The 12,750-nt window shown below is 62.3% G+C and carries 10 protein-coding genes; all 10 read right to left on the bottom strand.

The window, feature by feature from the left end:
- Positions 1 to 13: 13 nt before the first annotated feature.
- The 10 genes from V7787_RS32410 to V7787_RS32365 all read right to left on the bottom strand — a co-directional run bounded on the left by V7787_RS32410 (position 14) and on the right by V7787_RS32365 (position 12,635).
- On the bottom strand, positions 14 to 1,627 hold the full coding sequence (locus tag V7787_RS32410; protein WP_336091466.1) for a M61 family metallopeptidase: 1,614 nt from the start codon (positions 1,625 to 1,627) through the stop codon (positions 14 to 16).
- 88 nt (positions 1,628 to 1,715) lie between these two features.
- Complete coding sequence (locus V7787_RS32405) at positions 1,716 to 2,888, bottom strand: DUF6817 domain-containing protein (protein WP_336091464.1); 1,173 nt, start codon at positions 2,886 to 2,888, stop codon at positions 1,716 to 1,718.
- 69 nt (positions 2,889 to 2,957) lie between these two features.
- Positions 2,958 to 3,572: a 2OG-Fe(II) oxygenase gene (locus V7787_RS32400; RefSeq protein WP_336091463.1), complete on the bottom strand. Its 615-nt coding sequence runs from the start codon at positions 3,570 to 3,572 to the stop codon at positions 2,958 to 2,960.
- Between the two features lie 116 nt (positions 3,573 to 3,688).
- Positions 3,689 to 5,845, bottom strand: a complete 2,157-nt coding sequence (locus tag V7787_RS32395; RefSeq protein WP_336091479.1) for a peptidase domain-containing ABC transporter — start codon at positions 5,843 to 5,845, stop codon at positions 3,689 to 3,691.
- The gene (locus tag V7787_RS32390) at positions 5,842 to 6,399 is read right to left on the bottom strand and encodes a hypothetical protein (RefSeq protein WP_336091461.1); all 558 of its coding nucleotides are present in this window, start codon (positions 6,397 to 6,399) and stop codon (positions 5,842 to 5,844) included. Before V7787_RS32390 ends, V7787_RS32395 begins: the two co-directional genes overlap by 4 nt.
- Positions 6,396 to 7,565, bottom strand: a complete 1,170-nt coding sequence (locus V7787_RS32385) for a radical SAM protein (RefSeq protein WP_336091460.1) — start codon at positions 7,563 to 7,565, stop codon at positions 6,396 to 6,398. Before V7787_RS32385 ends, V7787_RS32390 begins: the two co-directional genes overlap by 4 nt.
- Positions 7,566 to 7,660: 95 nt before the next feature.
- Positions 7,661 to 7,825, bottom strand: a complete 165-nt coding sequence (locus V7787_RS32380; RefSeq protein ID WP_336091459.1) for a hypothetical protein — start codon at positions 7,823 to 7,825, stop codon at positions 7,661 to 7,663.
- A 165-nt stretch (positions 7,826 to 7,990) separates the two neighbouring features.
- Positions 7,991 to 9,130, bottom strand: coding sequence for an aKG-HExxH-type peptide beta-hydroxylase (locus V7787_RS32375; RefSeq protein ID WP_336091457.1), 1,140 nt, complete (start codon positions 9,128 to 9,130; stop codon positions 7,991 to 7,993).
- 1 nt (position 9,131) lies between these two features.
- Complete coding sequence (locus V7787_RS32370) at positions 9,132 to 9,989, bottom strand: prolyl hydroxylase family protein (protein ID WP_336091455.1); 858 nt, start codon at positions 9,987 to 9,989, stop codon at positions 9,132 to 9,134.
- Positions 9,990 to 10,187: 198 nt separating this feature from the next.
- Positions 10,188 to 12,635: an ABC transporter permease gene (locus V7787_RS32365; RefSeq protein ID WP_336091453.1), complete on the bottom strand. Its 2,448-nt coding sequence runs from the start codon at positions 12,633 to 12,635 to the stop codon at positions 10,188 to 10,190.
- Between the last annotated feature and the right edge of the window lie 115 nt (positions 12,636 to 12,750).

The following is a 12,750-nucleotide window of genomic DNA, read 5'->3' as shown; positions in this document are numbered from 1 at the left end:
GCGTGGGCGCCGACTAGTGGCGGAAGCAGCCTTCGTCTTGCCCGGACGCAAACTGAAACTGCAACGTCTGGCGGCCGGAGACCTGTTCCCTGCGGCCGACAAGGCAGGGCGCGAAGCTGTCCGCCGCGACTACCGATTCGCCTCCCTGGACTACGAACTTGCGCAGCGCGCCGCCAACGTCCGCGGGCAAGCCCGCCGTCAAATACCCGAGCAAAAACGCGTTATCGACGCGAAAATCCGGCTCGGCCTTGGCTCGCGCGACCAGCTCGCCGAGCCGTTCGTCCAGCCCCTGCCGCCCGGCCGTGGCGCGTTCGAGCGCCAAATCGACATACCAGGCGGCCAGGTAGCCGCGCAGGTAGGGAATCTGCTCGCCATCGGAATCCGACCAGAATACCGCGGCGGCTTGCTTGGCGCCGAGGCCACGCTTGCCATTGGCGCCATAACGCGCGAGTTTGTTGTTCAACACCGCGAGCGAGCGCTGCGGCGATTGCAAGCCGGCTCGCGTCAGCAGACGCATCGTATAGAACTCCGTCACGCCTTCGGAAAACCAGTACACCCCGACGTCGTCTTTATCGACAGAGCCAGGTTTCGGCGCCACACGCAGCGTCAGTCCATTCCACTGATGAAAGTACTCGTGCGCCAGCACCCAGCGGAACGGCTCGCGTTGTCGCATGTCCGAGGCATCCAGGTCCGAGCGCACGAACATGGCGAAGGCCTGGGTCAAGCCGGTGCCTCCGCCGATGTCGATCTTCGGGTTCAGTCGCCTGCCGCCGTGTACGCTGACCAGATACCACGGCTGATCGTCCTTGAAGAATCCACGCTCGGCTTCGACGATCGCGTATGCGTCCTCGCTCAGATCGCGAGTATCCACCGCCTCGTCCATGCCCGAGTACGCCACGCCGATGCGGCCAGTGGCCGTATCGCGCACCTGCAGCGCGATGTTGCCGCCCAGGTACAGCGCCGGAGCGATCTGTCTTCTGGCGACCACCAACCCTCGCAAAACGTTGCCCGGTCCGAACGACGACGCGAAATGTCGCGGGTCGGCAACGCGACTGGCATCCACTTCCAACCCGACCCAGTCGGATTGTGGACGCCCCTTCGGCAACAACAATGCCGAGCGCCCGATCAAGTGAAACATCCCCTCGTGAACGATAGGCCGGACCTGGTCCAACATGCCCGAGTCGATGGTGGTGATCCCACTGGGAGGCAGCCGATAGCTGATCGTCAACGGCGCGCTCGGCGCGTGGCGGACGCTCCACCCCTTCGGACCCTGCTCGACGGCGATCGCCTCGCCGCCGGATCGAACCTGGACATCGCGAACCAAGCGCTGAACGTCGCCCAGCCCGCAGCAGGTCTCGTTTGAAAAAACGGTGGTTCCGTCGGCGTCGCCCTTCGCGTCGATGGAAACCGTCAAGCCGTCGGTCGCGGAAAGCGCATCGAAACGGATGCTCAGCGTGTCGACCGCCGCGTGCGCAGGCACAGCGGAGGGATTGGGATCCGCCAGCGGCGCCGACACCGCCGGCTTCGCCGGCCGAGCGACCGGCGAGGGAGCTGCGGCGTCATCGGCCGCGCACGATGCCAATGACAAGCACACCAGAACTGCTGCGATTCGCGACGGGCTGAGCACTGGCTTTACTCGGACGAAAGGATTCGCTGAATCCTAGCCTACAACCCACCGCACCGCAGCGCTCGGGTGTGCCCCGCGTGCAACACGATCACTCGCGCAATGGCGGAAGAAACGGCCCCAGGCTGCTGCGCTCGTCGAACCGCAGTCCGCAAAGCGTGCCATCGGCATCGACGAAATGAAAGAACAGCTGGCACCAGAAGCCCGACTCCAGCGGCTCGCGCCAATGCGGAAGATCCATTCCGCGATAGATCAGAGCGTCGCCGACGTCCAGCTCGACCGCGACGCTTTCGCCGGCGTGCTCCAGAAAAATAGGCCATAAGCCATGACGAGTCTTGAACCCAACGGTCATCGTCGCGCTGATCTCGCAAGAACCGCGATCGACGTGCTTGGTCAAGCGCGATTCCGGCGTATAGATGCGCGCGAAAGAGTAGGTCGGCAACAGCTTCTTCCCTATCCGATGCTCGATGACGGGCTGGATCTCCGGAAAGAACGCCTCGCCCAATGCATCGGCGTAACGGTCCAAAGCCCGGGTGCCGTCGTCGACCTTGTAATAATCGTTCAACTTCAGATAAGAAAGATAGTAACGCAGCGCCACATCCAGAAAACGGCGCGACAGCAGATTGCGCAGCACCAGGTACCCGCGCTCATCGAACTGCGCGGCGTCGGCATCGTTTGACACAACCGCGGTGGAAACGTCCATGTGATTTCCTTGGTGGGAACAGGGGGCGAAATCGAAACGGGTCAGATGGTCGAGAAACCGTCGGATATCCTCGGCGATCCGCGGCTTGATGACGGCGGCTCCGCCCGCATCGGCATGTTGGATCAGCTCGGCCAGAAAGGCGTGGCCGGCGCCCTGCTCGATCAGGTTGGCGCACTCCACTTCCAGCAGATCGCGGACCACCGCCGGGGTTACGTCGATGGACGCGCCGGTGAAACGATCGATCAGGCGCGCTTCTCTCAAAGCGCTCAACAACGCCTGCGGCCGGTCGCCGACGCTGAACAGATACACCAGCCGTTCCGCGCGCGCGCCGAGCATGTCGCGCACCCGATCGCGATCGCGGCGATCCTGACAGGAAAGCGCGAATGCGTTGGTCCCATACACGCTGTGAAAGGCGCCTGCGGCGCAGACCGCATCGTCGCAACCCCAGCCGCGCAGTATCCGGCCGGTGCCGAGCAAGTGATCGGACAGGGATCTGCGAGAATGCGCGAGCCGGTCGGCCCCCAGTTCCCGCAACTTCTCGCCAAACCCATCATCCGACATCGCGCAGGGCTTCCATGATGCGTTACCTCGATATGAAGGCAATGACGGCCCGACCCCGGCCGCGATCGGTCAGACAGTCTTGCTGGACAGCTGGGTTTTGAAGACGACGCAGATCCGCAGTTCCGGGCAATCCCGGCTGGGCGAGCGGGCCGCATGCGCGGTAGCGCCGCGGAACTGCACGACCCGTCCGGGCTTGGGATTGACCGCCTTCGAAATGTCGTCCGACCCCCAATGGAAAAACACCGTCTCGCCGGCCCAATCCGGCTCCCAGGCCGCGTGTGCGTAGTAAATGGTGGTGAAGTAATTCTGTTCATCGGTGCTGTCGGTGTGGACATACCCTTCCACGCCATAGGTGTGCCCGTTCGCATAAACGCGCATCGGCTCGTGGCCTTTCAGTATGTTCGCCGAGAGCAGCTTCCACAGTTCGTGGACCGGTGCGGCCAGAGCGTTGCCGGCCAGCTCGTCCTCGCAACTGGCGCGGCTGTCCTCTTCGCCGCCCGCGAAATGCGCGTGCCAGAAGCAGAAGCGGTTGGCGGCCTTGACCGACTTCCAGCCATAGGCCCAGATCGGCCGTCTGACCAGCTTGAGAATGCTTCGCTGAAGATCGACAGGCACGATGTCGTCGTAGATCGCGACATCGCCCAGATCGGGAATTCTTGAAACCATCGAATTCATCAAAGTCATGACAGTTCAGGCCTTATGAGGTAACGAGATACATGGATACCGGCGAGTTTCTGCGGCAGTCGGCTCCAGCGATGGAACGCAGCCGCATCCATCGCCCGATGGCGGGCCGTGGCCGTTCAAGCGCTCACCATCAACTCCGCGGCGGAACGTTCGGCGATTCGACTCTCCAGCTCGGTCAGTTCTCCCGATCGCAGTTGCAACACGCGGCTGGCGATCGCGATCGTCTCCGGCCTGTGCGCGATGATGATCCGAGTGATGTTCAACGCGGAAATGGATTCGTTGATCAAGCGTTCGTTCTCCAGATCCAGATGACTGCTGGCTTCATCGAGCACCAGAATCCTGGGATTGCGATACAAGGCCCGGGCCAGCATCAGACGTTGCCGTTGTCCTCCGGAGAGCGAAGCGCCCAGGTCGATCACCCGCGTCTCGTAGCGCAGCGGCATGCTCATGATCTCGTCGTGAATTCGGGTCATCCTGGCCGCCTCAACCACCCGTTCGCGACTGAAACCCGGCTCGAAGAAAGCGATGTTCTCGGCGATGGTCCCGTTGAACAGCTGGTCGTCCTGGAGCACGCAGGCGATCTGGCCGCGCAGCTCGGTCCGGCGCATTCGGTCGATCCTTACCCCGCCGATGGCGATCGTGCCTTCGACGGGTTCCAGCAAGCCCATAATCAGCTTAGCCAGCGTGGATTTCCCCGTACCCGAAGGTCCGGTGATCGCCACACACTCGCCGTCGCTCACGTGGAAGCTGACGCGATCAAGCACCCAAGGGCCGTCGTCGTTGTAGCGGAACCGAAGATTGTCGATCGAGAAGTCGCAACGTTCCGGATGAGCGGCTTCGTCTCCGCCGCTGTGTTCCGGCGCGCCTGAAACGATGTCCGACAAACGGTTGCCATGAACGATCAGCATTCGCCAATCCGAGATCAGATCCAGAAGCCGGGTGGAACGCTCGGAGAATTGGCTGGTGTAGGTGATGTAGGCCACCAGCATGCCCGCGGTGATGCTCCCGCGCATCGCCAACGCCGCGCCCACCGCGATCGCTACAACCCGCTGCAGACGCAGGATCGACTGCCCGACTTCCTCTACCGTCTTGGTCCAACGCTGAACGCTGGAGGTCGCGCGCGCGGTGTCGGCGGTCTTGCGGTTGTATCTTGCAAGCTTCCCGGCCTCATACCCGTTGGCCTTGATCGAGTGGATCCCATGCAGTATTTCCAGCAACAGCGATTGCTGCGACGCCTGCGCGCGAATCCCGCGTTCCTGCGCCTGGCGCAGCCGCGGAAAGGTCAAGAACCGGAACAGGCCGTACAAGACCGAGAAGAACAGCGTCAGCGCCGCCAGCAATGGCGAGTACAACATGATCATCGTCAAGGACAGCAATGCGGTGATTCCGTCCAACGCCCCTTCGACGAAACGGTGGGTAACCGTGCGCTGTATTTCTTCGATCGAGCCGAATCTGGAATGGATGTCGCCTATCGAGCGGCGAACGAAGAATTCGTAAGGCAGTTTCAGCAAGCGGCCGCATACAGTGACGTTCCAGCCGATGGTGAGCGCCTCGCCCAGACGGATCAGCAATGACGAGCGCGCGAGCGAAATCAAGGTCTGCAGCAACGATGCCGCGACGAAGGCCGCGGCCAGCATCAGCAACAGCTCCGCGTCGGCCGAGGCGATGATCGAATCGGTCACCACCTGAATGAACAACGGAGCGCTCAACGCCAACGCCTCAAGCATCAGCGCCAGAAGGCCGGCGCGAAGAATCGTGCCGATCCGATCCTTGAAGCCAACCCCCAGCAACTCCAGCGCGTTGCGCTTGCTTTTTGGCGGCGCATCGCCGAAATCCTCCGCCGGCTCCATTTCCACGGCGATTCCGGTGAAGCGCCGGTTGAACTCTTCCTTGCCGATGGACAGACGTCCAATCGCCGGGTCGACGATGCTGAAACTCTCGGCCGCACAGGATTCCAGCACCACGAAATGAACGATGTCCCAGTGCACGACGCAGGGCATGCGCAACTGAGCCAGATGAGCGGGCTCGGCTCGGTATACGCGAGCGCGCATGCCAACGGCCTGCCCCATTTGAACCAGTTCGTTGATGCTGGTGCCGCGCGTCGGCGGCACGAATCGCTCGCGCAAGCTCTGCAGACTCAATGCCTTGCCATGATACTGAGCGATCATGGCCAGGCTGGCATGCGCACATTCCAGTATCTCGGACTGCAGCACCACCGGCGGGCGACGGCGCGCGCGCCAGGCTGAGCGCAACGAATGCCACAGCGAGATCATGGCTGCGGCCTCCCGCGGCGCGCTGCATCGGTTCTCAGCAACAACCAGCCGAACAAGGTTCTGGTCTCTACGAACGAGATCGTCACCTCTCCGGAAGGCAAGCGCGCGCGCGCGGGCCAAGCGACGTGCACCAGCGCTGGCTCTGCCTGGGCGGCCGCGGGCCACTGCGCGACCTTGGCCGTCACCTCGGCGACGTTCGGCGCACTCGTGGCGACGACGATCTCGCTGCCCACCGGCGCGGTCGCCGGCGGTACAGAATCCGGTGCGATCCGCAGCACGATTCGGCATTCGACTTGCGATGCCGTGCAAGCCTGGGCGGGGCGTTCGGACACGGCCCGAATCCGCTGCGTCCGCTGATGCGGCACCAAGGCAATGGCCAGAAACAACGCACCGAACAATGCGAAGCTGCCGATAACCAACACCCATTCCGGCAACGAACGACCTCCCTGTACCGGGCAATACCACTCCGGAAGTCCCCGGGGGTCGAACAGTTCCTTCCGCAGCAACGCGGGAAACGGCAGGCCACTGGTTTGGGGGGCGTTGTGCATGGTCACGCGGTCTCGACGCGCTTTAGCGCCTTGGTGCGCTCGACCTCGGCCTTGCCGCTGCCCAGTCGCATGGCAATGTGGTCGTAAAGCATCTTCAGCGTCGTGCAGTGCGCCGAAGGATTGTCGAACCCCCTGGCCTTGGAATAGCGATGAGGAATCTCGCCGCCCCGACAGCTGTTGGCATGCGGACAGGCGCGGCAGCCGGTCGGCACCTCGGACTTGGCGCGCAAGGCCTGCTTCACATGCGGCTGGGAAAACCAATCGGCGAAACTGGAATCGAATACGGTGTGCCGCTGCTGCCCGGCGAACCACTCCGCCGGAGGCATGAAGTCGTCGGAAATCAACACTCTGCCATCGCTAAGAACCGCACAGCCCAAAGTTACTTCGTCGGTATGCGGCGTTCTTTCCAGCGGGGCGAGCATGACATTGCGCACCGCGTCTTCGAACAGCAGCACCCGCACGCGGTTTCTGTCGTGCAACAGCCAATGGTCGAAGATGTCGCAGAGCGACCGCCCCAGGCGCGTGGCATCTTCGGCCGGCGGCGGATTGTCGAACGTGCAATCCGGAAACAAGGGTTTTAGATCGCGCAGGCCGATTTCATCGACCATATGACGGTAGTAATCCAGCCCCTTGAATGCCGGCTCCATCACCGTCAGCGCTGCGAGATTGACTCGCGACTGCGTCGCTACGGTCTTGAGCTTTTCTATGTTTACGCGAATGCGGTCGTAGGAGCCGCGGCCGCGGTGATCGACCCGATATTGATCGTGCGACTCCCGATCGCCATCGAGACTGACGCCCACGTGAATTTCATGGTCATGAATCAACTTCAGCCAGGCATCAGAGATGAACACACCGTTGGTCTGGATGGCAAAGGCCACCGATTTGGCCCGATCGACGAGCTTTCGCCTGGCCGTATCGCAGAATTCTCGAATCGCGTCGGCCTTGGCCAGGGTTGGTTCGCCCCCATGAAACGCGAACACCACGCCACCGATCTCGGTGCTGTCGAAGGCTTCGGCGATGTAGTCGATCAGCCGATCGAGCAGCTCCACGCTCATCTTCGCCGGACGCAAATACACATCCGCGTTCTCGGGAGCATAGTAGTAGCAGTACGAGCAGTTGAGGTTGCAACGCTCGACTATCTTGATAATCACATACAACGTATTGATGCGCATGAGCCCTCCTTCGATCTGCGGACTCGACGACCGGCGGAGACTACCGCCACAAAGTAAAAAGAGGAGACGGCGTACGCCGTCTCCTCCGCCTTGACTCAGGCTTGCATCAGGCGCGGGATCGGCTGCACCGGCCCGACACGGACCCAGCCGCCGCCGTCGCCGCCGAAGATGTCGCGGGTCTCGATTTCATTGAGTTCCCGCAGAACCAGTTCGGCCGCAGCCTTGGCGAGATCGTCCTGACCTTTGACTTCATTGTTCATCTGAGCATCCTTCTTCTATGAGTTGCCTAGCCGGCAACAGGCACCTGCGCGATCGCAGATTCTTTGACGGACGCGGGGTGGGTTCCGCGCACCGTGAAACTCATCGCCCGATTGACGGAACGCCCTGGAGAAACGTGCGTCATCGACGTTGGAACCTTCGTGGGCTTACTCGGCAACCAGCTCTTTCACCCTGCCAAGAAGTTCCTTTCCCGCGTCGGTCAATTCAGCGCTGACTTGCAACGCCGGAAGAGATTCGGCCTCCAACAACAGCATGCGGCGGGCGATACGACGGCGCGCGGACTCGGCATACTCCGGCCGCAGCGCCAACTGGCGCAGCATCAGAATCGTATTGGCGTGCGCATGCGCGATCACCAAAGCCCTGCGCGTGGTCAAGTACGCCCGCTTGGCCGATACGTAGTGGATTTCCTCCACGCGCTCGCTGGTCAGCGGCAAGACCAGCAGCAACTGGAACAGGTACTGATGGCACGCTTCGGCAAGGATCGCTTCAGCGTAGTCGAGCTCATCGGCCAGCGGACTCACGGCAACCAGGCCCGGGAAATCCGGACTGCTGATGCCTCCGTGGGCGGATCCGGAGGCCAGCAAGAATCCGCTTACCACGCAGCTGATCCACTCCAGGTAGTGCGGCGAGGCCTGGCTGACCAATCGCATCGCCGCCGATAGGAGATCCCGCGATTCGATCACAGGGGCCGGGGCCGGCGCGACGTCGCAATCGGTCTCTACGCTCCATTGCCGAGGCCAGGGAAAGATTCCCGCTGCATAGTTGTGAGCAGACTCGATGGCATAACGCGGCCCACCGTCGCTGAAGGCGCGCACATGCCACAGGCGACCGGCATCGGATCTGTCGGCAACCAGTCGACCGTGTTCGTTCTGGAAGTTGGCGACGCCGAGTTCGGACTGAATGCGCAATGCGCCCTCCTCCGCCCATACCGTCACCTGCCCCCTGATCGGCACCGCCCATCCATCCGCCAACAGGGTCTGTGCGTGCTCGATCGAAGCCTGGGCGAAGGCGCCGGTGTCCGCGGAGGCGACCGCCAATTGCAGCAGACCCAACTCAGCCATGCCGGCAACGCAAGCGCTTGCCGCCAATCCCACTTCCGGGCGCCAAGACTGGCCCCTGGGGACGCAAATGTCTCCAGCTTGAGCCGCGAGCCGTTCCTGTCCGTTTTTAATCAGCGCGCAACCGATTCTTCTGCGGACCTGCTCGAAATATTTTTGCGCCACCGCGTGCGAGACCTTGGATGTTTCCACGCCCAGCGGCGAGGCGAACGCCTTCACGATCGACATATCAAACGCTCCCATCGTCGCTGGATTGGCCGAGCTTTTTTGGCACCCGGTCGATCAGGAAGAAAGTCGCGATCCATTTTTCGCCCTCGCCCAGCGGCACTCCCATGTGCAAGGTCATCGATTCTTCGCTCGCCTGCGGATAGCCGAAGAACAGGGCGTTGCCTTGCTGGGGATAGATTTCCAACTCCACGTCCAGCAGGGCGGTAGCGCCTCCGCGCGGCGGCGTATTGAGATAGAACAGCAACGTGCCTACGCGTTGCCCTTGCCGTTCAATGAGATCGGCATGCGCCTTTTCGCAGAAATAGTCGCGGTGGGCCGAAAAATCCGCGCCTGGGCGATAGCGCACGATCTGCAGATCTTCCATCTGCGCCGCGGGCCAGCCCATGACTTCGGCTGCGCGATCGCGCAGCCGATCGACCAGTTCGGAACTACCGCGCTCGATGAACGTCTGGTCGCTGGTGCGCGCGTAAGCGATCGTACCGACTTCATTCGCGCTGCCATCGCCGACCACGACTTGCGACCGCCGCATCCGCGGTTTGGACAGTTCGATCAACTCGGCGCACTCCTCGGCAGCGATAAAATCGCCGAGCAGGCACATCTTGGGCCGATGCATCCGCAGCAAAACCACGACCTGCCGGTCCCCCGCCTCAAGGCGGGACGGCATCTGGCTCAGATCTGGGCCGGGACAAGGCGCGGAAACTTCGTCCTCGACGATTCCGTCCGCCCAACGCTGCAACGCAAGGGACGCATTCTGCGGATACCAGCCCATCGATATGAGTTCTTCGCGAACCTTATCGGTACTGAACCCTTGCTCCAGAAGAAAAGCTATGAAATTCCGCTCACTCACGGCACTACGCACGCGACATACTCCCTGTCGACCGACCGATGCGTCCTTGTTCGATCCAAATAAAACCCATTCGTGGCGGTCGCTTCGTATCGTCCTTACATCCGTGGCGACCTGCCTACATCTTCCTTGTAACGCTTATGCTTCTCTATCGTTGAGATTCTCGGCCATCCGGTTTAGCCGATCGGCGACGCCAATGCCGGCGCTATTCGCCTACTCGTTGCGCAACGCCTCCATGGGCTTGATCTTCGACGCACGACGGGCCGGCGCGGCGCTGGCGATAATCTGCACGAGCAACAACAGCGCGGCGACGGCGATCAACGACACCGGGTCGAAAAACGAAATCCCGAACAATCTGGGTTTCAGCGCGGCGCCCAGCAACAGCGCCAGCGGCAATCCCAAGCCGAGGGCTATCATGAGCATGCGCCCGCTTTGGCCAAACACCATCCGCATCAGATGCTCCGCACTCGCACCGAGCGCCATGCGGATGCCGAACTCGCGGTGCCGGGTCACCACCGCGCTGGACAGCAGCGCGTAAAGCCCGACCGCCGTCAACAGGACGGTGATTGCCGCCAGTATCTGCAGGAGTTGATTCAATCGAATCTGTTGGACGATGGTGTCGGAGATCCTGCGCTCCATCGTGATTAACGATCCGAACTTCACCGCGGGAGCAATCTCCGACATCCGGGCTCGAATCAGTTCGGCGACCACCGCAGGCCGGTCGGCCTTGACGATCAGCTCGACCGAATCCGTCGGTATGCCATGCACATTGAAAGGAACCGTCTCCGGCAGATAGATCGATGGGTATTCGTCGCGACTTAGCAACGTACGTTGCCTAACTCTGCCGACCACTCCGACCACGGTGACGCCAACGAGTTCGCCGATGGCGCTGTCGTTGACGCGAATCGTCTTGCCGATGGGATCGGCATCGCCAAAATATTGTTTGGCCAGATCCTCATCGATCAACGCGATCGGCGCCTTGCCGTCGGCATCGGCGCTGTTGAATCCCCTGCCGCGGATCAACGGCAGTCCCATCGCCTTGGCATAATCCGAGCTGACATAGGATACGTACGCGTTCGGCAATGTGCGCTTACCTTCGTTGCCGGGACCGGCGTAGTGGAACGCCTCCACCGATACGGTACGGCTGAACGGCGCGGAGGTGGAGAGCGCAACCGATTCGACGCCAGGCACAGTCCGGACGGCCGCCAACCAGGCGGCGATCTGCGCACGCAGAACCTCGACCGGTTCGTCGCTGCCGCCGCGCGCGGATTGAATGGTCCCGACCAAACGATCCGATCGGTCGAATCCGACATCCTGCTCCAGCAGCCGATGCGAACTGCGCATCAACAATGCGGTTCCGACCAGCAACACGAAGGTCGCGGCGATCTGAGCGACCACCAGTGCTTGGCGAGCGCGATGGGTCGCCTGACTCGCGGTTTGCCCGTTGCCGGTCTGTCGCAGCACCTCATAGACGTTTTGCTTACGCCAGCTCAGGCCGCTGGCCGCCAAGGCCGCCGTCGCCACCGCCCACATCGCTGCCATCGCCGCCACGGTCGCCGCGTCGAAACCGATCGCTTGCGGGATGCCTGCCGGCAACACATCGAAAAAGCGCAGCAGCGCCAAACCGACTGGAATCATGGCCGCAGCGGCCGCCACCGCACACGCGCTCAACAGGGCCGCTTCATAAACGGTCTGCGCCGACCGTCGCGCGGCCGTCGCGCCGACCGCCTCGAGCAAGGCCAGTTCTTGGCGGCGACCGAGCATGCGCAACATGAACAGACTGCAGGCATTGGCCGTGGTGACAATGAACACCAGAAACACCGCCAGCAGAATGGACTTCAACGACGCCTCGCGCTCGCCGATCCACAGGTAGCGCATGGATCGGGCGGTGGCCTGCAGATCGATCTCGTCGGCGATCGACTTCAATGCCGTATCGGAACGAACCAGACCCATCATTTCGCCGCCGAGGCTCGCGGCGAGATACTGCGGCTTCAAACGTCCAACGGCGCGTAGATTTCCGAACGAGCCCGCGTTGCCGGGGGCGAGCTCCTCCGGCGCGAATCCCAATGGCAGCCAGACCTGCACGTCGCTCTCTGGAAATCCCGAGCCCTGCGGCAGTACGCCGACGATGCGGTGACGCTGACCGCCGATCTGAATGCGCTGTTGCAACACCTCCGGCGATTGCCCGTACTGCCGTTTCCACAGATTCCAGCCGATCACGGCGACCGGATCGGCGCCCTGCGCGGCGTCGTCGCTCGACAGTGTTCGCCCCAACGCCGCACGGGCGCCGATCAACTCGAACAAACCCGGTTCGGCGCTGACGACTTCGCTGGTGCCGGTGTACTTGCCGGTATCGTCGAACAACGAGGTTTCCCGCTGCCGGTAAGCGACTACCGCCTCCAGTTGCCGACTGCCCTTGGCGACCGCGTCCAGGTACGGCGCCGACCATCCCAGATCGATACCCATCTTGGCCGAGCGCAGATTCAGCTGAACCAGCCTTTCCTGCGCAGGATACGGCAGCGGCTTCCACAGCAAGCCATACGCAACGGCGAACACACAACCGACACTGGCGACAGCCAACGCGAGCAGGAACACGATCGCCAGCGCCGATGCTTTCTTCCGGCGCATCCGTCGCAGCGCGATGAGAATGTCATCGCGCATTGCATACCTCGGCGTATCGGCGGGCGGCAACGGTCGCCGACGGCGACCGTTTGCGCAGTGATCTCGCTGAATAGCTGCTGGGCGGCTCGGCCCTGGCGGCGACATCCATGTCCAT

This window comes from Pseudomonas sp. CGJS7 (assembly GCF_036961695.1).
Note: the sequence above shows the minus strand (reverse complement) of the source record. Positions and strands in the feature narration are given on the sequence as shown.